A 20,905-nucleotide genomic window follows, 5' to 3' on the forward strand; every position below is an offset into this window, starting at 1 on the left:
GTGTCGCCGCTGGTCAGCATTGAAGGCCTGAGCGTCGCCTTCAACGGCGTGCCGGTGCTGCGTGGCGTCGATCTCGCCCTGGGGAAGGGCGAGGCCCTCGGCCTCGTCGGCGAGTCCGGCTCCGGCAAGTCGGTGACGTGGCTTGCCGCGCTGGGCCTGCTGCCGCGGCATGCGCGGGTCTCGGGCTCGGTGCGGCTCGACGGACGTGAAATCCTGGGCGCGCGCGCCGCCACGCTCGATCAGGTCAGGGGCGGGCGGGTCGCCATGATCTTCCAGGATCCGGCCAGCGCGCTCAACCCGGTGCTGACGATCCGCAAGCAGCTGTGCGAGGCGCTGGCGCTGCATCGCGATCTCTCCGGAGAAGCGGTGAAAGCCGAAGCGCGGCGGCTGCTCGATCTCGTTGGCATTCCCGACGCAGGCCGGCGGCTGTCGGCTTATCCGCACGAATTCTCCGGCGGTCAGGTCCAGCGCATCATGATCGCGATGGCGCTCGCCGGAAATCCCGATTTGCTGATTGCGGACGAGCCGACCACCGCGCTCGACGCCACCATTCAGGCCCAGATCCTGGAGCTGCTCTCGTCGATCCGCCGCGAGATGAGCATGGCGATGGTCCTGATCAGCCATGACCTCGGCGTCGTGGCCGAGAATTGCGACCGCGTCGCGGTGATGTATGCCGGCCGCATCATCGAGGAGGCGCCGGCCAACCAGCTCTTCGCCGATCCCGTGCATCCCTATGCGCAGGGCCTGATCGGCGCACTGCCGCCGCTCGACGGACCGCGGCGCCGTCTCACCGCGATTCCCGGCACGGTGCCCGATCCCGCGAATATGCCTGATGGCTGCGCGTTCGCGCCGCGCTGTGCGTTGGCGGCTGAGCCGTGTGGCCTCGCCGCGCCGAGCCTGGCGCCGATCGCGAACGACCGTGCGGTCGCGTGCATCCGCGCCGAGGCCTCGCGCCGCGCGCTGCTCGGGATCGCTGCCGAATGAGCGCGCCGCTCGTCGAGGTGGCCGCGATCTCGCGCAGCTATGCCATGCGCTCCGGGATGTTTGGCCGGAGCACGGCCGTCCATGCCGTCGACGGCGTGTCGCTGGCCATCCCCAAGGGCGAAACGCTGGGTCTCGTCGGCGAGTCCGGCTCGGGCAAATCCACCACGGGTCGCATCGTGCTCGGCCTCGAGCCGCCCGATGGCGGCGAGGTGCGGTTCGACGGCAAGCCGATGGCCGCACCCGGGACGGCTGCCTGGCGTGCACAACGCGCGCGCATGCAGATGATCTTCCAGGACCCGCTGGGTGCGCTCGACCGGCGGCTGCCGGTCGCGGCCCAGATCCGGGAACCTCTGGACATTCATGGGGTAGGTGAGCCCGCCGAACGCGAGGAACGTGTCCGCGAGTTGCTGCGGGCAGTCGAGCTGACGCCCGCGCATGGCGAGCGCTATCCGGGCGCACTCTCCGGCGGACAACGCCAGCGCATCGTGCTGGCGCGGGCGCTGGCGACAAAACCCGATTTCCTCGTCTGCGACGAGCCGGTCAGCGCGCTCGATGTCTCGATCCAGGCGCAGGTGGTGAATTTGCTCGCCGATCTTCAGGCTCAGCTTGGTCTCACGCTGCTCTTTATCAGCCACGACCTGCGCGTTGTCAGGCAGATCAGCAATATCGTCGCCGTGATGTATCTCGGCCGCATCGTCGAGATCGGCAGCGCCGACGACCTGTTCGCGCGGCCGGAGCATCCCTATACGCAGGCACTGGTCTCGGCCTCGCCGGCGCCGGGCCGTCGCAGCGCGGGCCGCATCGTGCTGGCCGGCGATCCACCGAACCCGGCCGCGCGCCCCCGGGGTTGCGCCTTCCATCCGCGTTGCCCGCGCGCGATCGCGCGCTGTGCGAGCGAAGTGCCGGTTCTATCGGCCGTCGGCGGCAACAGGCAGGTCGCGTGCCATCTGGTGACGGGTCCGCAGGTCGAAACACGGGACGCCGCGTGATGGGGCGTTATCTGGCCATCCGGATCGGACGCGCGGCCCTGACGATCGTCCTGGTCGTCACCTTCGCCTTCGTCGTGCTGCGGCTATCAGGCGATCCCGCGTTGATGATCCTGGGACCGGAAGCGCCACCGGAGGTCATCGCGGCCTTCCGCAAGGCCTGGGGCCTCGATGATCCCATCTGGTTCCAGTATCTCGATTACTTCAGCGCCATCGCACAAGGCGAGCTCGGGCGCTCCATGCGCGACGGACGGCCCGCGATCCAGCTCGTGCTGGAGCGAATTCCGGCGACGTTGGCGCTGACGCTGCCGGCCTTCTTCTTCAAGGTCGCGCTCGGCATTCCCGCCGGCATCTACGCCGCGCTGCATCGCGGCTCGGGAATCGACCGTGCCGTGATGATGACGGCGGTCGCCGGCTTTACCGTGCCGAGCTTCGTGCTCGCGCTGCTCCTGGTGCTCGTCTTCGCCGTGCAGCTGGGATGGCTGCCCTCGGGCGGACAGGACAGCTGGCGCCACGCGATCCTTCCGATCGCGACGCTGAGCCTCGGCGGCGCAGCGGTGCTGGCGCGCTTCACCCGCAGCGCGATGCTGGAGGTGCTGGGCCAGCCCTATATCCGTACGGCGTCCGCAAAGGGCGTGCCGTGGCGCAAGGTGGTGACCTCGCATGCGCTGCCGAACGCGGCGATCCCGACGGTGACCATTCTCGGCTTCATGGTGGGAACGCTGATCGCGGGCGCCGTCGTGGTCGAGAGCGTGTTTTCGTGGCCGGGGGTAGGGCGCCTGCTCGTCGTCGCCGTCGCCAACCGCGACCTCGCCGTCGTGCAATGCATCCTGCTGCTGGTCGCGCTGACCATGGTCACGTCCAACCTGGTCGTCGACTTTCTGTACGGCTTCCTCGATCCGCGGCTGCGCGCCAAGGGAGCGCATGCATGACCGACGCGACGCTGAAGGACACCGAAGCGTTTTCAAGCGAAGTGGATACCGGTTCGCGTAAAGAAAACGCGTCAAAATTAGAATCTAGAGCCCCGTTCCGATTTCATCGGAACGGAAAGGGCTCTAGCGTCCGCCGCCGCATCGGCCTGCCGGCGATCCCGCTGTCTGTCGCGCTTGCGGTCGGCTGGATCGTCGCGATGCTGATGATCGCCGCCCTCGCCGAGAAGATCGCGCCGTATGGCTTCACCCAGCTCGACCTGCGCAATCGTCTGGCTGCGCCCGGCAATGTCGCGCACTGGCTCGGCACCGACGAGCTCGGGCGCGACGTGCTGTCGCGGCTGCTCGTCTCGATCCGCATCTCGCTGCTGATCGCGTTCGGCGCCACCGCGATCTCGGCGATCGTCGGCACCGCGCTCGGCTTTCTCGCCGCACATTTTCGCGGGTTCGTCGAGCAGCTCGTGCTGATGCTGTCGGACTTCCAGGCCAGCATGCCCTTCCTGATCATGGCGCTTGCCGTGCTCGCCTTCTTCGGCAATTCGCTGCCGCTGCTGATCGGCCTGATGGGATTTTTTGGCTGGGAGCGCTATGCCCGCATCGCGCGGGGACTGGCGATCTCCGCCAATGCGCAAGGCTATGCCGCCGCGGTCCGCCAGCTCGGGGCGACGCCGTCGCGGATCTACCTCCGGCACATCCTGCCCAACATCGCCTCGACGCTGATCGTGTCGACGACGCTGGTCTTCCCCGAGGTGATCCTGATGGAATCGGGCCTGTCCTTCCTCGGCCTCGGCGTGCAGCCGCCGATGACCAGCCTCGGCAACATGGTCGGCTATGGCCGGGAATATTTGACCCGGGCGCCCTGGATCATGCTGGCGCCGGCGACCACCATCGTCGTGACCACGCTGGCGGTCTCCGTGATCGGCGACTGGCTGCGCGACCGGCTCGATCCGACCCTGCAATAGCGCGACTGGCTTGAGGCGTGCGCCGATTTGCCGTCGGACACCCGCTTCTAGCCTTGGACCTCCGGTTTTTTGCCGCGCCCGAGCGCGAATTGACCGACCGGGCCCTCGATATGGAATTCCAACTCCGTCATCTTTGCGAACAGATCGATGTTGGTGCTGCCAATGGCGCAGCCGCCGAGGCCCATATCGGTCGCCGCCAGGTAAAGCGTCTGAATCAGGCTGCCGACATCCTTCAGGATCAACGAATATGCGATTGAGCTGTATTTCCAGGAGACCCGCCCAAAACGCGCCGCGATCGTGATGAGGATTTGTGGCTGACCCGGCGCGTCCATGGCGAACTGGGCAGCCGCCAAATGCGCCTGGAGTTGTTGGGGGGAAGCGCTGATCGCGACTAGCGCGTGGCTGCCTGCATCGTAGTGGTAGAGTCCGCGCGCAAGCCCGTCGCAGTTCGCGACGGTAAGGTACAATTCTAGCTCGTACGCGCTGCCCGCCGACGGATAAGGCCTTGTGCTGTAGGTGACGTCGGAACCGCCCTCGAAATACGGCTCGCTCTTCCATTCGGACACGACGCGCGCGGTGGTGTCGAGAAACTGCGCGAGTTCGCCGAGCGTGACCGGATTCCTGTCGTCGAAATCCCGTGTTGAATGGCGTTCGCGCAACAGCTTCGGGAAGAGAGAGTTCGGCTCCGCGGAGGAGAATTTGCGCAGGTCAATCTTGCTGCCGGCCCAGGGCGGACGCACCGCCGGCGACGGCGGAACGACGCCGGCATAGGTGAAGGCGGCGCCGACCGGATTGGCTTGCCGACCCTCCGTGCTCCGCGTGTGAAACACCAGATCGTGGAAATCCCAGAGTACGAAGTTGCCGTCGCCTTCGTTCACCCGCAGGCCTTGTCCGTCTTTCGCATCGAGCTTGAGCAGGATCTGGCTGTCCAGCAACAGTTCGAGCAGATGGAGGGTGGAGGAAGCTATCTTCTGGTTGAGCTTGCCGACCTTCCGAGGCTGCGACAGCGCAGCAAGGGTGGCGGCGATGGCGGGATCACCAATCCGGAACAGCGCGCCGGCGCGTGGCGATTCCAGCACCATCTCATTGCCGCGACGACGCAGATAGGCAAAGCGCGACAACGCAACGGTGTCACGGCTGCCCAGTTTCGCGCGCCGCGGCCAGTATTCGGGGACCTGGGGCTCGATGACCACGAAGTCCTGCGTGTTACGCGAAGAGGAGAGGCGGTATTCCAGAAGCCCCTGCCGGGCCAAGCGATGCACCAGGGCGTCGATTTCCCTGGCGAGGATGCTCTTGCCAGCAAACGAAGCGAGCGAAAGACCAGTGCTCAGATGTCGCGCCCGGTCCATCGCAGCCGCGCTGAATTGTCCGAGGTTGACGGAATAGTCGCCCAGAGAGGCGGCGATGTTTCCGTCCGGCTGCATCTGGAGGGAGAAACGATGGCTCAATCGGGCAGCAATGTCCGGCGCGATCTTCCTGGTCGGCTTTTTCCCGGGAGCGCGCACGAAAGAGCAGCCCTTCAGGTGTGTGGGAGGAATGAAGTCAGATCGCTTTCCGGTCGCGGCCGGTCCAACAATCCGAGCTTCACCGGCACATCGTAAAGGCGGCCCGGTGCGAAGCGGCGATAAAAATGACGCAAGCCGGGAACGAGCACTCTGACGACCGGAACCTCGACGTCGGGTCGCGTCTGGTCGAGGACGAGGAAATCGTAGCCCGCACGGGCTGCGATCTCGATGCAGGCGATGACCTGGTCCCGCGTATTGTCGTGAAGCTTGAGGCTCGGCGCTGGGGGGACGATAGGGCGATCGCTCGGTGTCAGGAACGGGTAGTCTTCCAGACGCAACGGTGTGACACCGTCGAGGGTCGGCTTCTCGTCGCTCGCACCGCCCATCATGCTAACGGACATGAATTGGGTCAGCTCGGTGAGGGAGCGCAGCAGGGCTATGCGGCGGTCGAAATGCGCGCCGGAGCCGAACTCGATATTTTCGTGTCCATCCTGCATCCAGTGCATGATCGCCACGTAAGTCGGAATGCCGAGGTCAGTGGTGATATCGAGCACCCACAGCTTGCGCCCGGCTTCCGCAAATTGAGTCTGGAGATCCCGGACATAGAAATCGTCGAACTGCTCGAGGTCGACCTCAGCGCGCTGCACCCGGTTGTACCACCAGATCGCGTAGGCATCGCGCTCGATCAGTTCGAGGAAGCCCTGGACAATTGCTTCGTCGCGGGTGTTGCCGGCCGCACAGCCGTTGGAATCCGTATGAAAGCCGCCATAGAAGAAGTACAGGAGTCCCGTCGGCAGATATTTGAAGCGTTTGTCGCGCAGCGATGAGACCGGCGACCACTCGGTCTTCGTCGAGGGATCGAACGGCTCGGGAACCGGATGGGGATCGTCCGGTTGCTGGAAAAACCTGTTCTTGAACTGCGTTTCGCTGAAGAGCTGGATATCGTTGGGAAGAAGCGCGTCGCCAGGCGCGAAATCAGCAAATCGACGCGTCGTCCTGATCTCATCGCCCTGGAAAATGCCCGAATAGCGTTCGATCGATTCCATCAGCGCGCTGGCTTCGCCCTGCTCGGCGGTCGAGCCCTTGCCAAAGCTGCCCCCGCTCAATCCGGATCTGAGCTGGTCGATGCTGTGGGCCGGCGCGGAGAAATTGTGCTGGGCGAAGTAGTTGGTGTTCATCGGCAGGTCGACGTCGATTCGTTCGAGCCTGGTCACCACCCCTGTCAGTGGGCTCACATGCTTGCGGAAGCGCGACACCGTCGACCGCGACGTCACGGTGCGATATCCACCGCTGGTCATGACGAGCCTCTTGCCCTCGGCAATCTCGACCAGGGCCGGAGATCGGCGCGGGTTGTTCAGCTTCCTGTTGCCGCAGGTCGGACATTGCGGACGTCGCGTCACGTAGTGCTTGGCGATGGCGGCGCCGGTCAGGTCGAAGCTTGCGATGTGATCACACAAATCGGTGCGAAAATCCGAGGCAATTGCCTTGGCGATCTCGACGGCCGCAAAATGGATTCCAGTCTGGCCGACGCTTTCTCTGACGAGCGGCGATGTGGCAACCGCACGCGCCGGTCCCCGGTCAAGAAACCCCTTAATCTCCCGGTTGCGGATCATGCGATCGAACAGGCAGGTCCAGCAGGCGCTCTCGCCCGGTTTGAACACGGGCCCGACCAGCGGAAACGGGCCGGATGGCTGTACCAGCAACCAGGGCGTCTTGCCGGCCACACGTTCCTGGTTCAGTTCAGCAAGTCGCCGGTCGAGATAGTCGTTCGCCAGCGTGATCGTGAACTTCGGCGCTCGCTTGGCGATTTGAACGCCGAGCTTGCTCAACGCCGCGGTCAGCTCGTTGGCGCCTTTGACATCAATCGACTCGACCTGGACGGGGCAATTACGAAGATTTTGTTCCGCGATCTCCAAGGGCATGCCGAGGCTTGCCAGGAAACCGCCGACGGCGTCGTCGAACGCTTTCGGGGTCCGCGCAACGACATATCGGCGATCGAGCAGCCGCTTGATCGCTTCCTCGATCTTGTCGGCCGGAAAGTGCTTCGAAAGCTGGCGAATGATCTCCGGCCTGGCCTTGCCGTGTTGCCCGATCGCGGTGGCGAGGGCGCAGTAGAGTTCGCCGTGCAGGAAGAATTTGCGGTTCTCGGAATAGAGACAAACCGCATCGGGAGGCAATACGTAAGCGGTGAAGTTCGGTGCAAATCGGAGAGTGTCTTGGCGGGTCTGCCGCGCAACGCGGGTCTTGCGAGTTGCAGTCATTGAGTCAGCACGCTGATCCTGTTGCCGTTACGCTAGATTCCCGGCGCAAGACGGATCGTCGCGCCCGCGCGCCGGCATTTTCCCAGAGAATTGAAACGAATTGGGCTGTCACCCGCAAGCCGCCGATGCAAGCGTCGTAGCGAAATCAAGCAATTGGCCGGACCCTTTCCTGAGGCCGGCCAATGACCTATCAACCCGTGAGTTTGACATTCGGAACGCGCCGAGGCCTAGCACCAGCGGCAGCGGCCCCACGATGCGCAGCAACCCGCGCATGATACGGCGCATCCCACCACACCAACTGCACAACCTGCACATCGGCAACCGACGCCACATCGGCAACTACGGCAAGCCCGACAGCCTCTGCAGCCGCGGCAGCCGCCGCATCCGCGCCATGCCAGCTGCACGCGGCTACCGGCGTTTTCCTTGTCGAAGAGATGGAAGGTGGCTAGGCAGACGTCAGCCATTTCCTCTTCATCGAGCGTGATTGCCAGACCCGTTCCAAAGTGCGGCAATTGTTGTGCGTCGGGTGGCGGCACGGCGGACGCCGATGCGCCTCCCGCCAGCGAGAACGTCAACCCTGCGGCTCCGAACGCTGGAACGGCGACTTTGGTTACTCGCTTCTTCCCTTTGGAAGTCTTCTTCGCCTGCCGCATGGTCAAACCTCCGAGCATTGCAAGAAGTATCCCAGCCGCGGTAAGTCTACGCCCAGGAAATAACGCGAGCAACAATTACGCGCACAAAAGCGCGGCGCCGCAAGTTCAGGATGTATTCATCTTCATGAACGGCAATCGGCACGGCCAGTTGACACACCGCGTCAACGATCCACGCTCTCGGTGCGCGTGCAGCTTGGTGCAGTGCCGCAAGCGCATCGAATCTTGAACGGAGATCGGCGTGGCAGATCGATCAGGGCGTTTCGCTTGGTATGAACTCCTGACCACGGATGTCGCGGCGGCGGGCGCATTTTATCGCAAGGCCGTCGGCTGGGGCGTGAAGGATGAATCGACCCCGGAACTGCCTTACATGGTGCTTCGTAGCGGCGGCGCTCCGCTGGGCGGACTTATGGATATCCCGGAAGAGGGGCGGAGATTGGGGGCGACGCCGAGATGGATGGGATACGTCGCCGTCGACGACCTGGACGCAACCGCAGCGCAGATCAGGCGTCTTGGAGGCACGGTCCTTGTGCCGCCGACCGACACCAATATTGGCCGCATAGCAGTCGTTGCCGATCCGCAGGAGGCGACGTTCGGGCTGATCAAAGAACCAGCATATGGCCGACGGAAACCGGGCCGGCCGGACGAGCCGGGGCGCGTAGGCTGGCATGAGTTACTGGCCGCCGACCGGACCGTGATCTTCGATTTCTACAGAGAATTATTCGGTTGGCAGAAGGCCGACGCTCAAAGCGAGCCAGCGGCCTGGTATCAACTGTTTTCGGCGGGTGGGCAGACGGTCGGCGGAATGCTCACGAAACTTCCGAGCGTAGCGCAGCCGAGCTGGCTGCATTACTTCAATGTCGACGACATCGGTGCTGCCACGAAACATGTGAATGCTGGCGGAGGCCGGATCCTCCAGGGTCCGATCGAATTGCCCGATGGCTGCTGGATCGCACGATGTGTCGATCCCCAGGGCGCCCTGTTTGCATTGCAAGGCGCACGAGGTCAGACAAGCATTGAGCCATCCTCGGGCTCGGAAATCGGCTGGTCCGCCAAGTGGGGTGGCATTGCCTCCCAGGGTAGAATTGTGCTGCCCAAGCCGAAGCGCTAGCTACAGCGTCTGTCCGGCGCTGACGCGACCTTGCAGTAGCCCGCGTCGGGAGCAGGGGAGGCCTGCGAAAGGCCGATCCGGCCCTGTCCAAGCCAAGTTCCCGTTGCACCAACCCACCCCGTGCGCTATCCGGCCGGAAAGGCCTGAGGCGGCTTCCATTTTCCCGCCCGGCCAGCCAAACCGAGGACGGAAACCGCCATGCCAGCCTATCGCTCCCGCACCACCACCCACGGCCGCAACATGGCGGGTGCCCGCGGCCTCTGGCGCGCGACGGGCATGAAGGATGCGGATTTCGGCAAGCCGATCATCGCGGTCGTCAATTCCTTCACCCAGTTCGTGCCCGGCCACGTCCACCTCAAGGACCTCGGCCAGCTCGTCGCCCGCGAGATCGAGCAGGCCGGCGGCGTCGCCAAGGAATTCAACACCATCGCGGTCGACGACGGCATCGCCATGGGCCATGACGGCATGCTCTACAGCCTGCCGTCGCGCGAGCTGATCGCCGACAGCGTCGAGTACATGGCCAACGCCCATTGCGCCGACGGCCTCGTCTGCATCTCCAATTGCGACAAGATCACGCCCGGCATGCTGATGGCGGCGCTGCGGCTCAACATCCCCGCCGTGTTCGTCTCGGGCGGCCCGATGGAGGCCGGCAAGGTCAAGCTCCAGGGCAAGACCAAGGCCGTCGACCTCATCGACGCCATGGTCGCCGCGGCCGACTCCAAGGTCAGCGACGAGGACGTCAAGGTGATCGAGCGCTCGGCGTGCCCGACCTGCGGCTCCTGCTCGGGCATGTTCACGGCCAATTCGATGAACTGCCTGACCGAGGCGCTCGGCCTCGCGCTGCCCGGCAACGGCTCGGTGGTCGCGACCCATGCCGACCGCAAGCGCCTGTTCGTCGAGGCCGGCCACACCATCGTCGATCTCGTCCGCCGTTACTACGAGCAGGACGACGCCTCGGTGGCGCCGCGCAACGTCGCCAATTTCAAGGCGTTCGAGAACGCGATGACGCTCGACATCGCGATGGGCGGCTCGACCAACACGGTGTTGCATCTGCTCGCCGCTGCCCATGAAGGGCAGGTCGCGTTCACCATGCGTGACATCGACCGGCTGTCGCGCCGCGTGCCCGTGCTGTGCAAGGTCGCACCGTCGGTCGCCGACGTGCATGTCGAGGACGTGCACCGCGCCGGTGGCATCATGGGGATTCTGGGCGAGCTCGATCGCGCCGGCCTGATCGACACGTCGGTTTCGACCGTGCATGCGCCGACGATGGCCGACGCGCTGGAGCGCTGGGACATCAAGCGCACCAAGAGCGAGGCGGTGCGCACCTTCTTTCGCGCTTCGCCCGGCGGCATCCCGACGCAAGTTGCCTTCAGCCAGGAGCGCCGCTACGACGAACTCGATGCCGATCGCGAGAAGGGCGTCGTGCGCGATTTCGAGCACGCCTTCAGCAAGGATGGCGGTCTTGCCGTGCTCTACGGCAACCTCGCGCAGGACGGCTGCATCGTGAAGACCGCCGGCGTCGATGCCTCGATCCTGAAATTCTCCGGCCCGGCACGCGTGTTCGAGAGCCAGGACGCGGCCGTCGACGGCATCCTGGGCGGCAAGGTCGTCGCCGGTGAGGTCGTGGTCATCATTTACGAAGGTCCGCGTGGCGGCCCCGGCATGCAGGAAATGCTGTATCCGACGAGCTATCTGAAATCGATGGGCCTCGGCAAAGCCTGCGCGCTCGTCACCGACGGACGCTTCTCGGGCGGCTCGTCCGGCCTGTCGATCGGACATTTGTCGCCGGAAGCCGCCGAAGGCGGCAACATCGGTCTGGTGCGGACCGGCGACCGCATCGCGATCGACATTCCGAACCGCAGCATCACCCTGGAGGTTTCCGACGAGGAGCTCGCCAAGCGGCGCGCGGCGGAAGAGGCGAAGGGTGACGCGGCCTGGCAGGCGACGGGCCGCAAGCGCAACGTCTCCACCGCGCTCCAGGCCTATGCTGCGCTCACCACCAGCGCCGCGCGCGGTGCGGTGCGCGAGGTGAAGCGGCGTTCGAACTGAGCGCTGCACCGTTCGCGCCTCGCGTGCATGGTCAACGAGTCCTTAGCGGCCGGCGTAAGCCGGCCGTTCGCATTAAGGATGCCTCCACGAAGTTCGGCAGCGCAGGATTTTGCGGCGTATACTGCGGCGACCTTCGCAAATCCATTTCGGGCAACTGGGGCACCACAATAATGTCTCGTACTCTTGCTGTCGTTTTCTCAACGGTCGTCGCCGCGATTTCGATGACGGGCGCTGCCTCCGCCGGCTGCTACAATTGCTACACGCCGCCGCCGTGCACGACCTGCTATCAGCAGCAGTACGTCGCTCCGCAATACCGCACCGTCGACGAGACCGTGATGGTGTCGCCGGGCTCCGTGGTCGCGCACCGCTCGCCGGCGCAGTACCGCACCGTGATGGTGCCGCAGACCGTGATGGTCGCCCCGCCCAGCGTCCAGTACGAGCGCATCCCGCCGCAATACGCCACGCGCCAGCGCGTCGAGATGGTCTCGCCCGGCTATTCCTACTACGCCCCGGTGCAGATGGGCTGCGCGTCCTGCGGCTACTGAGCCAGCGCAACAATCAGCGAATTTCGCGCGGCGCTCCCATGGGGCGCCGCGTTTTCTTTTGCGCGCCAGCAAACGAGGCCCGGACATGGAGACGACTCCAACCGGGCCTCGCAACCAGCGACGCCCTGGGAGATGTCGCCAGTGTCCGGGATTGCTGAGTCGACGGCGCCTGTCGGCCGCCGAGCCTGTTGCCAGGTTAGAGGACCAGGCTGACGCTCGCCTGACAGATCGGCCAGGCGAGGGGGCAGGCTTGCTTCGAGGGGCCCAACTTCGCGTTGCCATGCGCCGTCGACTGCGTTAAGCGACAGCAATTCCGGGTTTGGAAGGGTGGCCGAGTGGTTTAAGGCACCGGTCTTGAAAACCGGCGTGCCCGCAAGGGTACCGTGGGTTCGAATCCCACCCCTTCCGCCACTGCTAGTCCATTTCCGTCCTAATCCCGTCTTTTCGTGTCGAACAGGACGCAAGCGCGGACCCTGCGCCTGGCACGTTTTTACCTTGTTTTGGTGCGGGGCTGGCGCGGCAGCCCCCCGCTCGATGGCCTAGACCACCGGACAGTGCGGGCAGCTTGCCGAGGTTGCTTTCAATCTTCCCGCCAACTGAGGCGGCCTTATCCAGGCAGCGGCGGTCAGCCGGGGCCGGCTAGGAACCAAAGACGGCGGTCACCAATTGTTGTTCCAGGCACCTGGCTGCGACGCAGCATAGTTCTCGAATTACGAAATAGTCCTGAAACAATGAGTCGCCACAATCACCGGTATTTTTGAAGAGCTTTGCTACCACTCTGTTTCATTGCGATCGGTCTCTTTGCGAGGCAACCATGGATTTGAAAATGGATAGGATTGCTGTCGGCGCGCGTTTCAAGCTCAGCGAAATCGGAAAAATTCGTTGCCCAGACCTGGCTGACAAGGTTGGCGTCGTTGTCGCCATAGGCCATCGTACAACCGGCATCACCGTTCTGTTCGATGGTGCCCAACGACCAACCGTTTTGCATAGGGATTACATTAAGACCAAGCTCTGATTACCGGATCGCTCCGTTCCGGCCCTCGGGCCACCCTAAAGAGGTACCCCAAAAGGATCGTCGGGATAGCCGGCGCGTCTTGATTTGCTCCGTGTACAGTCGCAAACTTCTCGCGGGGCGTAGCATCCAGTTCTTCCATTTTCCCTGCTTCAGTAGGTTTGTAATCTCCACTAGGTCACCTGGGACGGGGGCGCGACTTATGGAAATATTTCGTGCTGAGAAGATTTGCGTTGTCGAGGACAACTCAATCAGAACCTGCCGCATCTGCGGCAAGAAAATGAAGCTTGTACGAGCGGTGGTGGACTCTGAAAGCGGAGCCATTACTCGCATGTTCGAATGCCGCTGCGGCAAGCGCGTCTGGGACGACTGATGCATACCTCCGCGACCGGCAGCGCAGCGGCGCTTGGGCGGCGGGGCTTTATCGCGTTTACCATCTACGTGCACACTTTGCCGAGCAGGCAGCGCACAAAAGGACTGCGATGGCTTGCAGCCCGGACAAGGTCCGCTCACATGAACGAGCATATTCAGCAAGTAACCAAAGAAGAAATGCAGAGACTCAATGATGCATTTCAGTGCGCCGCCGACCTTGTAGCGATCTAATCTGTTCAGAAGGGGCCGAGGGCAACACCGTGAGGCGTCAAGCATTCTGGACAAGCGTTTTGGCGCCGATGGTGCTTGGCCCTGCCGTGCTACCGGCTGCTGCATACACGGCGAACACCTGTCCCTCCGCCGTCGTGGATCGCGCGGCAGCCGAGATGCGCAAAAATGGGAGGCCGCCGCGGCCAGACGAAATTCAATGCTTCACGAGATCCCTGAAGAGTTATGGTCGCTCAATGATCATGATATCCGTTGGAGGCGAGCTAGTAGGTTCCTGCGAAGCCTCTGACGACCCTCACGGGGGACGAAAGAATTTGCGCTGCTCCAGATCTCGCTGACGTGTTTCCTGTTCGGCATGACAGGGCCGCCCATCGGGCGGCCTCTGTCTCGACCGTCACACCGACTCGCGCGCGCCGACGCGCCAGCGAGCAACACACACATGACCATTGAGAGATTTGCGGCAGCGCTTCCGCTCGGCTCGCGCAAGAGCTGCGCGGGGTCGAGCGCTTCAATGCCGGTCAGATTATCTTTGCGCAGCTGCCGGCCGTGGCACGTGAGCGGCTACGACGTCGAAGAGCAATGCGAAGATGAGGGATTTGCCTCTTGGGAGCGGCACCCCGCTGGCGAGCCTCGGTGACTAAAATCCGGCAAGGTATATCCTTCCAGAGGGGCGGAGCTTGATTCGCCATGCTGGAAGCCATTCTCCTATTGCTGGGAATTGGGGCCGCAGCTCTCCTGCTGATCGCCTTTTGGGGACTGCATCGCCAAGTATAGGCCCAAAAAAACCCAGCTCAGTGGGGTCAGGTGAGCTGGTGCTAGCGAATGCCCTTGGGGAAGGGCATCGGAAAAACTTGGCAATACAACCACGTTCCTGTTCGCCGGAAAGGGTTTGGGGGCGCAACGGTTGGACCTGGCACTCCCGGCGCGCTCTGATCCGCAATTGAACCGGCAGCCGGGAGTCCTAGGGGGCTGGAATGCAACCCGTGCCATGTTCCCGTTCGGGCAGCAATGCGTGGAACATCGCGCTCCGGTAGTTGTACGGAATCCATTTTCGGAACGGGGTGTTCTATAGAAAGAACACCGGCGAGATTTGAGCACCGATTTCTACTTTATCCGGGATGGCCGCAGTGGGGGCTGGAACCACCCTGCGGCCTTTCCCGTTGGGCTTGGTTAGCCGTCGCGGCACGGAACGCCGAAATTGTCGCAGGTGAGAGCGAAGGTTTCTTTCGCCTTCGCATCTTCAAAGCAGAAGCGCGTGCCGACATCGGCGTGATCGATCCACCAATCAAGTTTACTGTCCTTTGCAATGCGGGAGGCTTCTCCTCGCAGCAGATCCAACTGTCTTCCAGCAACGTGGACGATCAGGCAATTTTCCTTGGTCATGAATGACGTCCTTATAATTGAAGCAACGGCTCAATTTGATTCCGACTAAAAATGAAAATCGTATGGCGTCTCCCCAGAGGAAGACGATCATTGATCCCGCTTCAGCTTGCGTCGTCCCCAATGCGGTTCCTTGCTCTTGGGACTGAGCCCCGGGACGTAATGTCTGTTCAGCGCGCCCGCATGACGCCGATACGGGCGAATATGGTCGAGCCGCCGCGCTCGACCACCAGAAGCAAGGCTTCCGTCGCTGCGCGCCACTCGGGCGCGCCATGCTCTTTCTTCGGAAGCGAAAATTTCAGCTCTTTGGACCTGCGCCTTTCAGCGCGTCCCATGCGGCCTTGTTCGCTTGATCGAACGCCTTCCGGGATTCGGCGAGAGCGGCACTCAGGACCGACCAGGATTCGCTGCCGGCCTGTTTCAGCTTCTGGAGACGCGCTTCTGCTTCGGACGCATCGGATTTCATTTGCTTGAGCGCGGCATCGACATCCACGGTGCGGGCTGCGGCCACTTTGCCCGCGGCCTCGCGGAATTTGTCCGCAGCTTCGCGCCAGGCCTTGGACTGTGCAGCGGCAACGTCCTTGAACGTGGCCTGCTGTTGCTCGAGCTGTTTGCCGGCGCCTTCGAAGTAGGTCTTCACCTGGGCCTCGAATCCAGCCCATTGCCTTTCAAGCTCCGTCTTGGCGCCCGCCCAGGCGGTTTCGCCCGCCTCGGCCTGGGTCTTGAGCTGGGCCTGAAACTCGTCGCGGCGCTTCGTCAGATCGGACAGGAGCTGATCAGTCTTGACCTTGGACTCAGCCTTGGCCTGGCCGACTTTGACCTCGAACGAGGCCAATGCAGCGTCCATTTCGTCGATCCGCTCCTTGGCCCAAGTGAGGTAGAAATGCATGCTGCTCTGCTGTGACATGGCCGTCTCCATCTGCTTGCCAAAGTTAAGATCCCAGAGCTTGGGCCTGCTCGTATTGACCTGTCTCAATGACGTCGTGTTCCGAAGCTCTCGCGAACTCTCGACGCGCCGCCTCATCCTGCGAAAGAGGAAACGCGGTTGACGTTTCGTGCCGGCGATTTGCGTGTCGGCCCATTCGCGCGACGGCGCGCCAAGCGTCTGGTGTCGATCGCCGCGCGAATTGTTGCGGAGCTTTCAGCTTGGCATCGGTGGACAGCAACCTGTCCGCGAAGGGCATCTGCGCGCTGGGGCGGTTGCGGCTGCTCCGCTGGCTGCCGCGATGCGTCGAGCGCCAACCGATCCGGCTGCGGCGTGCCCCGATCCGGTGCCGAAGCTCATGGCCAACGGATTTTCCGAAGGTGGCAGGATGCCACTGTTTTGCCCGACGCGTCAAAGGGCGTTTCGTGAATTGTAAAAGCCGTTGCGCCAGCAGGACTTAGCTACTGTGCATGGGGTTGTTTTTCGAGATTTGTTTTGGGCGGCCTTCGGGCAGCGCGGACCCGCTCGGATTTCCGCATTGGCAGCCCGCCGGATTGGTTGAGGTTTTCTGCCGGTAAGGTCCTGAGCAAGCGAGCATTTCGGTCGGTCCAGACCGCCCGCTCGGTTCAGCCTGCGGAACTCTTTCGCTGCGTCCGCGTTGTGTTGCCATGACCGAAGACCTTTCCTTCCGACGCAAACCCCTGACCCCCGAACAGCGCCAGGCGCGCGATGCGGCACGCCGGATCGAGGCTGAGAAGGCCATGCGCGACCACGAGGAGGCGCAGAAGCAGTTCTACGCCAACAAGGAACGGCTGAGGGCCGAGCGGCTTGCACGCGAAGCGGCGACGGCAAAGGGCTGACCGAGCCCGGTCGTCGCACCAAGATGTCCTGGATTGATCTTTGGACCTGGTGCCGTTGCATCGCGCCAGAGACGAGCTTGCGCGCCTGGACGGCGCCTGCCAATGCGCCGGAGGGCGACTGGGCCTCAGGCAGACCCGTTCAATCCGTCGAAACTCCCGCAGCTCTCTGTTCACGTCAGCTCTCGATGTCTCCGGCCGTGCGGCGCTGAGTCTGCCGCGGAGCCGTGGCTTCCACGAGCGGCAGGCTTGACGGCGTTTGCCTTCCGCCCGAAGATTCAAATGATCCTCAACTGACGTGAATGACGGAGACGTTCGCTCCCAACCAGTCCGATCCTCATCAGCGAAAATGCAATGGAGCTGTCCATGACCACCTTCGACAAGCGCGAGCAGGGCTTTGAGGCCAAATTCGTCCACGACGAGGAGCTCATGTTCAGGGCCACGGCCCGGTCCAACAAGCTGCTCGGGCTCTGGGCCGCGGGCCAGCTCGGGCTCAGCGGCGATGCCGCGGCGAACTATTCGACGGCGCTGGCGACGGACCATCTGGAGAGCCGGACGATGGACGAGGTCCTGGACAAGGTGTCGGGCGATCTCGCCGCCAAGGGCGTGGCGCGCGAGCAGGTCGCCGCCAAGTTCCAGGAATGCCTGCATCAGGCGATTCAGCAGCTCGAAGCCAAAGAATGAGCGCCGCGCGGTTTGATGCTCACAGCTCCATCTGAACGATCTCGATGGGCTCGCCGCCGAGGCCATGAGAGAATTGCCCTCTGCCCGTGCTTCTGAAGCCGTATCGTCGGTAGAAGGCTTCCGCGTTGATCGTGGCCTCGAGACGGATCGGCCCGCTATGGCCCAGCCGCGCTTTGGCCACACCGATGTCGAGCAATCGCTGGCCGAGACCGGAGCCGGCCGCCTCGGGCAGTACGAACAATCGGGTGACCTCGCCGGGCTCGGCATCGACGAAGCCGACGATGACGCCGTTGCGAAGGCAGACGGTCATTCGGCCCTTGGCGATCAGGTCTTCGTAGAACCGGGGTGTCCGCTCGCCCATCCAGTTCTCGATCTGCGACGGCGAATAGCATCCCTGTGCAAGACCGGCGATCGAGGCTTTGGTGATGTCGAACACCGTTTCAGCGTCGTCCGGGCGTGCTGCCCTGAAAGACACCTCGTCATCGGCGGACATGGCGCCTCGCAGGCCAGGCGGTGGGTTGCAAGGTGTGCGGGCGGTCCTCAGTCAGCATGTCTGCGCATTCCGGAGTCGCTGAGCCTGTCGACGTAGGCGATGCCGAGCGCCGAGACGATGAAGGTGATGTGGATCAGCACCTGCCACATCACGCCAGTCTCGGTGAAGCCGGCGCGGTTCGAGCCGAGATTGCCGGCCTCGATGAAGGTTCGGAGCAGCGCGATCGAGGAGATGCCGATGATGGCCATGGCGAGCTTGATTTTCAGGACGCTCGCATTGACGTGGCCGAGCCATTCCGGCTCGTCGGGATGGCCCTGGAGATCGAGCCGCGACACGAACGTCTCGTAGCCGCCGACGATGACCATCACCAGCAGATTGGAGATCATCACGACGTCGATCAGCGCCAGCACGCTCATCATGATCTGCTGTTCGGTGAGATCGAGGGCGTGCCAGGACAGATGCCAGAGCTCCTTGAGGAACAGCGCGATGTAGACGCATTGCGCCACGATCAGTCCGAGATAGAGCGGCAGTTGCAGCCAGCGCGAGCCGAAGATGATCATCGGCAGCAGGCCGAGGCGCGGCGAGGGCGGGCGGGCTTCGGTTGTGGGGACAGGCTCAACCGACATTCAGGCAGCATCCTCGCATCGAGATGAATCTCGCTTTCATGTAGCCCGACAAGATGGCCGGCGGAAGACGGCGAGGTGCGCTTGCAGCCTTCCAGGGATCGTGCCGTTTCGTGCTACCGTGCCGGGCGGCCGTCGCGCGACGGCCTGGATCGCGGGAGGCGGGACGTGCGGAGCGGCTTTGGCAACGGGCTAGCGAGGATCGCGCTAGTTGCGGTGATGATGCTTGGCGCCGGCGAGGTGTCGGCTACGCCGCTGACGCCGTTTCGCTACGAGGCGCAAGCGCAGCGCCATTGTCCGCGCGATCAGGTGGTCTGGCTGGATTTCAGGAAGGGCGTCTACTACGCGAGGGGCCAGAGACGTTACGGCCAGGGTTTTGACGGCAGCTTCGTCTGCCTCGGCGAGGCCCGCGACAGCTTCTATCGTCGCTCGCTGCTCGGTCTGCGCTGAGCAACGCGTGACGGGAAGCGAAAACGATCCGGTCTATTTCCGGTCGGGCAGCTTCACCGGGACGTGCGGTGAGGTGCTGATGACCCGGGGACTTCCGTCCGGATAGGTCCGGTCGCCGCGGATCAGCGATTCCAGGACCAGGAAGAATTTCTCGGCAAGCATTTGCGTCACCTTCATTGGTGATGGCCTCTTGAAATGAGTCGAGGCGCCGAACGCGGAAATTCAATCAACTAAACGGGAACAGAGCAATTCCGGACAACACCTGTGTTGCGGCGCAGTACGGTCGTGGTTGGAAAGCGAGGAAAGGGTGTCTGCGATCAGCCGAAGGCCAGCGCGACCAGGCTCGAGCACAGCAGCACCAGACCGCCTGCGGTCAGTGCCAGGAAGCCATCCGATACGAGGTCATGGTTACGCATGGGACACCTGCCGCTCTCGTCTGCAATGCTCGGTCGGATCGATTAAAATTGTCCGAACGTGCCGTCTTGCAAGAGGTGATGCTTGCCGCCCGCGCGAGTGCCCTCAGGCCCTCGTACGGTAACCTTCAAACGCATGGGCCAGGAAGATCCCCGCGCTTACCAGACCCATCAGTGCCGAAACCGTCTCGATCATCATTAAATTCCAAATCCCGCCCTTGCGTCCGAGAGAACGCGTGCGGCCTTGCACAGTCAAAAGAATTCCAGTGAGCGGCGCGACAATGGGGGTGGAGTGAGGATTTGGCGCAACAGAATGTCCAGGAGTGGCACAGAGCAGGGGCCTGCGTTCCGTAGATGAACGGAGGAAAACGAACGCGGCGTTTACCATCTCCGCGCGATCGCCGCAGGCTCCCCATTTCCGCCGTGTTCGGGTTGCGATATCGTCACGACGTCCGAAGCGGTGGTGGGCCGCCTCGGTGCAAAGGACCGGACAGCGCTCCCCGTCGCCAAAGCGGGTTGGGCACGCCTCCGGCAGAATGGTATTTGGGGCGAATGGGGATCCGACGGTCAGATTCGGTTTTGCGGGCCGCGCGTGGTGTTGCGGCGGCCGCGACCTGCCTCGCGCTCGCCAATTGCGCGTCCTCCAACAAATTCGCCAGCCGCGTCGATCCGAAATACGGCGTGTCCTCGAGCCCCCGGGTCGTGGCTTTGGGTGATCCGGTCCCCAAGGGCGGCGGCACCTACCGCGTCGGCAAGCCCTACATCGTCGCCGGCCGGACCTACGTGCCGGAGGAGGACGTCAACTACCGTGCCGAGGGCATGGCGTCCTGGTACGGTGACGATTTCCATGGCCGCCTGACCGCCAATGGCGAGGTGTTCGACATGACCTCGCTGACGGCGGCGCATCCGACCCTGCCGATGCCGTGCTATGCGCGGGTGACCAACATCTCGAACGGCAAGTCGCTGATCGTCCGCGTCAATGACCGCGGTCCCTATCACGGCAACCGGCTCATCGACGTCTCGAACAAAGCCGCCGAACTCCTTGAATTCAAAGGCAATGGCGTCGCCAAGGTCCGCGTCGAATATGTCGGCCGGGCGCCGCTTGAAGGCTCCGATGACCGCCAGCTGATGGCGACCCTGCGCACCGGGATCCCGGCGCCGTCGCCCTCGATGGTCCGGGTCGCCTCGGCGAGGCCGTTCGTGCCGGAGCTACCCTCGTCGAACCGTGGCGCCATCCGCGGCGAGGTTCCGATGCCGGAGGGGCGGCCCTACAATCTCGGCAATAGCTCGGCCGACATGGCCTCACTCAGTGCGACCTCGGAAATGTCGGCCTCGAGCCGCAGCCGGGGCCGGGCGCTCCAGAACGCGCGCGCCGTGTCCTATGACGAGGATGGTCGCTACGCCACCGAGACCGCTCCGTCGGCCTCCGACGGCGCCGCCGAGGCCCGCAGCATCCTGAGCGGCCGCGGCCTCTACTAAGCAGGTA

20 protein-coding genes and 1 tRNA gene are annotated in these 20,905 nt (G+C 63.5%); 13 read left to right on the forward strand and 8 right to left on the reverse strand.

All coding sequences use genetic code 11. The annotated features are described in order from the left end of the window. The 4 genes from BM118_RS02565 to BM118_RS02580 are packed head-to-tail and all read left to right on the forward strand — an operon-like array spanning position 1 to position 3,861. Positions 1-984, forward strand: coding sequence for an ABC transporter ATP-binding protein (locus BM118_RS02565; protein ID WP_092181806.1), 984 nt, complete (start codon positions 1-3; stop codon positions 982-984). Then, positions 981-1,973, forward strand: coding sequence for an ABC transporter ATP-binding protein (locus BM118_RS02570; protein WP_092181809.1), 993 nt, complete (start codon positions 981-983; stop codon positions 1,971-1,973). The genes BM118_RS02565 and BM118_RS02570 overlap by 4 nt, the downstream gene beginning before the upstream one ends. Next, positions 1,973-2,902: an ABC transporter permease gene (locus tag BM118_RS02575; RefSeq protein WP_177233962.1), complete on the forward strand. Its 930-nt coding sequence runs from the start codon at positions 1,973-1,975 to the stop codon at positions 2,900-2,902. Before BM118_RS02570 ends, BM118_RS02575 begins: the two co-directional genes overlap by 1 nt. Beyond that, positions 2,899-3,861, forward strand: a complete 963-nt coding sequence (locus BM118_RS02580) for an ABC transporter permease (RefSeq protein WP_092181815.1) — start codon at positions 2,899-2,901, stop codon at positions 3,859-3,861. The genes BM118_RS02575 and BM118_RS02580 overlap by 4 nt, the downstream gene beginning before the upstream one ends. A gap of 47 nt (positions 3,862-3,908) precedes the next feature. Here the strand turns inward: BM118_RS02580 and BM118_RS02585 are convergent, their stop codons facing one another. Further along, positions 3,909-5,285 (reverse strand): SagB/ThcOx family dehydrogenase, encoded by a 1,377-nt coding sequence (locus BM118_RS02585; protein WP_177234127.1) that lies wholly within the window; start codon positions 5,283-5,285, stop codon positions 3,909-3,911. A 95-nt stretch (positions 5,286-5,380) separates the two neighbouring features. After that, on the reverse strand, positions 5,381-7,288 hold the full coding sequence (locus BM118_RS02590) for a TOMM precursor leader peptide-binding protein (protein WP_244550037.1): 1,908 nt from the start codon (positions 7,286-7,288) through the stop codon (positions 5,381-5,383). Here BM118_RS02590 and BM118_RS42135 point away from each other — a divergent pair. The 5 genes from BM118_RS42135 (at position 7,265) to BM118_RS02610 (ending at position 12,393) form a co-directional block, all read left to right on the forward strand. Beyond that, positions 7,265-7,630 carry a hypothetical protein gene (locus BM118_RS42135; protein ID WP_244550038.1) on the forward strand — a complete coding sequence of 122 codons (366 nt, stop codon included), beginning with the start codon at positions 7,265-7,267 and terminating at the stop codon, positions 7,628-7,630. The two genes, BM118_RS02590 and BM118_RS42135, sit on opposite strands and share 24 nt — an antisense overlap. Positions 7,631-8,518: 888 nt before the next feature. Next, positions 8,519-9,388 (forward strand): VOC family protein, encoded by an 870-nt coding sequence (locus BM118_RS02595; protein ID WP_143099401.1) that lies wholly within the window; start codon positions 8,519-8,521, stop codon positions 9,386-9,388. 198 nt (positions 9,389-9,586) lie between these two features. Next, positions 9,587-11,437 (forward strand): dihydroxy-acid dehydratase, encoded by a 1,851-nt coding sequence (ilvD, locus tag BM118_RS02600; RefSeq protein WP_092181823.1) that lies wholly within the window; start codon positions 9,587-9,589, stop codon positions 11,435-11,437. 221 nt (positions 11,438-11,658) lie between these two features. Then, positions 11,659-11,982, forward strand: a complete 324-nt coding sequence (locus tag BM118_RS02605) for a hypothetical protein (protein ID WP_092181826.1) — start codon at positions 11,659-11,661, stop codon at positions 11,980-11,982. 321 nt (positions 11,983-12,303) lie between these two features. Then, positions 12,304-12,393: transfer RNA gene (locus BM118_RS02610), tRNA-Ser, on the forward strand. A gap of 334 nt (positions 12,394-12,727) precedes the next feature. On the opposite strand, the gene BM118_RS39890 is transcribed toward BM118_RS02610, so the two are convergent. From BM118_RS39890 to BM118_RS02635, 3 genes are all read right to left on the reverse strand, one after another. Continuing rightward, positions 12,728-12,952 (reverse strand): hypothetical protein, encoded by a 225-nt coding sequence (locus tag BM118_RS39890; RefSeq protein ID WP_143099402.1) that lies wholly within the window; start codon positions 12,950-12,952, stop codon positions 12,728-12,730. A 1,812-nt stretch (positions 12,953-14,764) separates the two neighbouring features. Then, the gene (locus BM118_RS02625; protein ID WP_060912148.1) at positions 14,765-14,977 is read right to left on the reverse strand and encodes a hypothetical protein; all 213 of its coding nucleotides are present in this window, start codon (positions 14,975-14,977) and stop codon (positions 14,765-14,767) included. A 295-nt stretch (positions 14,978-15,272) separates the two neighbouring features. Then, on the reverse strand, positions 15,273-15,881 hold the full coding sequence (locus BM118_RS02635) for a sll1863 family stress response protein (protein WP_177233963.1): 609 nt from the start codon (positions 15,879-15,881) through the stop codon (positions 15,273-15,275). A gap of 686 nt (positions 15,882-16,567) precedes the next feature. On the opposite strand from BM118_RS02635, the gene BM118_RS02640 reads away from it, so the two are divergent. Both BM118_RS02640 and BM118_RS02645 read left to right on the forward strand, forming a co-directional pair. Beyond that, complete coding sequence (locus tag BM118_RS02640) at positions 16,568-16,759, forward strand: hypothetical protein (RefSeq protein WP_092181835.1); 192 nt, start codon at positions 16,568-16,570, stop codon at positions 16,757-16,759. A 363-nt stretch (positions 16,760-17,122) separates the two neighbouring features. After that, complete coding sequence (locus BM118_RS02645; RefSeq protein ID WP_177233964.1) at positions 17,123-17,440, forward strand: DUF1476 domain-containing protein; 318 nt, start codon at positions 17,123-17,125, stop codon at positions 17,438-17,440. Between the two features lie 19 nt (positions 17,441-17,459). On the opposite strand, the gene BM118_RS02650 is transcribed toward BM118_RS02645, so the two are convergent. Together BM118_RS02650 and BM118_RS02655 are read right to left on the reverse strand one after the other, a co-directional pair. Then, positions 17,460-17,933 (reverse strand): GNAT family N-acetyltransferase, encoded by a 474-nt coding sequence (locus tag BM118_RS02650; protein WP_092181840.1) that lies wholly within the window; start codon positions 17,931-17,933, stop codon positions 17,460-17,462. Between the two features lie 47 nt (positions 17,934-17,980). Beyond that, complete coding sequence (locus BM118_RS02655; protein WP_092181842.1) at positions 17,981-18,559, reverse strand: TIGR00645 family protein; 579 nt, start codon at positions 18,557-18,559, stop codon at positions 17,981-17,983. Positions 18,560-18,775: 216 nt separating this feature from the next. Between BM118_RS02655 and BM118_RS02660 the strand changes: the two genes are divergently transcribed. Next, a complete protein-coding gene (locus BM118_RS02660; protein WP_092181845.1) occupies positions 18,776-19,006 on the forward strand; it encodes a hypothetical protein in 231 nt (76 codons plus the stop codon). Positions 19,007-19,039: 33 nt separating this feature from the next. Here BM118_RS02660 and BM118_RS41110 read toward each other — a convergent pair whose 3' ends face one another. Next, on the reverse strand, positions 19,040-19,183 hold the full coding sequence (locus tag BM118_RS41110) for a hypothetical protein (protein ID WP_177233887.1): 144 nt from the start codon (positions 19,181-19,183) through the stop codon (positions 19,040-19,042). Positions 19,184-19,971: 788 nt separating this feature from the next. Here BM118_RS41110 and BM118_RS02670 point away from each other — a divergent pair. After that, on the forward strand, positions 19,972-20,898 hold the full coding sequence (locus BM118_RS02670; RefSeq protein WP_092181848.1) for a septal ring lytic transglycosylase RlpA family protein: 927 nt from the start codon (positions 19,972-19,974) through the stop codon (positions 20,896-20,898). Positions 20,899-20,905: the final 7 nt, after the last annotated feature.

The sequence above is a fragment of the Bradyrhizobium sp. cf659 genome, from assembly GCF_900113725.1.
Classification (GTDB): Bacteria; Pseudomonadota; Alphaproteobacteria; order Rhizobiales; family Xanthobacteraceae; genus Bradyrhizobium.

Bases quoted from the DNA above. Each gene is read 5' to 3' on its own strand.
- BM118_RS41110 (WP_177233887.1), bottom strand. From the start codon at position 19,183: ATGAAGGTGACGCAAATGCTTGCCGAGAAATTCTTCCTGGTCCTGGAA.
- BM118_RS02645 (WP_177233964.1), top strand. From the start codon at position 17,123: ATGACCACCTTCGACAAGCGCGAGCAGGGCTTTGAGGCCAAATTCGTC.
- BM118_RS02670 (WP_092181848.1), top strand. From the start codon at position 19,972: ATGGGGATCCGACGGTCAGATTCGGTTTTGCGGGCCGCGCGTGGTGTT.
- BM118_RS02605 (WP_092181826.1), top strand. From the start codon at position 11,659: ATGACGGGCGCTGCCTCCGCCGGCTGCTACAATTGCTACACGCCGCCG.
- BM118_RS02640 (WP_092181835.1), top strand. From the start codon at position 16,568: ATGACCGAAGACCTTTCCTTCCGACGCAAACCCCTGACCCCCGAACAG.
- BM118_RS02575 (WP_177233962.1), top strand. From the start codon at position 1,973: ATGGGGCGTTATCTGGCCATCCGGATCGGACGCGCGGCCCTGACGATC.
- BM118_RS02570 (WP_092181809.1), top strand. From the start codon at position 981: ATGAGCGCGCCGCTCGTCGAGGTGGCCGCGATCTCGCGCAGCTATGCC.
- BM118_RS02650 (WP_092181840.1), bottom strand. From the start codon at position 17,933: ATGTCCGCCGATGACGAGGTGTCTTTCAGGGCAGCACGCCCGGACGAC.
- BM118_RS02580 (WP_092181815.1), top strand. From the start codon at position 2,899: ATGACCGACGCGACGCTGAAGGACACCGAAGCGTTTTCAAGCGAAGTG.
- BM118_RS02590 (WP_244550037.1), bottom strand. From the start codon at position 7,288: ATGCCCTTGGAGATCGCGGAACAAAATCTTCGTAATTGCCCCGTCCAG.
- BM118_RS02585 (WP_177234127.1), bottom strand. From the start codon at position 5,285: ATGCAGCCGGACGGAAACATCGCCGCCTCTCTGGGCGACTATTCCGTC.
- ilvD (WP_092181823.1), top strand. From the start codon at position 9,587: ATGCCAGCCTATCGCTCCCGCACCACCACCCACGGCCGCAACATGGCG.
- BM118_RS02625 (WP_060912148.1), bottom strand. From the start codon at position 14,977: ATGACCAAGGAAAATTGCCTGATCGTCCACGTTGCTGGAAGACAGTTG.
- BM118_RS02655 (WP_092181842.1), bottom strand. From the start codon at position 18,559: ATGTCGGTTGAGCCTGTCCCCACAACCGAAGCCCGCCCGCCCTCGCCG.
- BM118_RS02660 (WP_092181845.1), top strand. From the start codon at position 18,776: ATGATGCTTGGCGCCGGCGAGGTGTCGGCTACGCCGCTGACGCCGTTT.
- BM118_RS02635 (WP_177233963.1), bottom strand. From the start codon at position 15,881: ATGTCACAGCAGAGCAGCATGCATTTCTACCTCACTTGGGCCAAGGAG.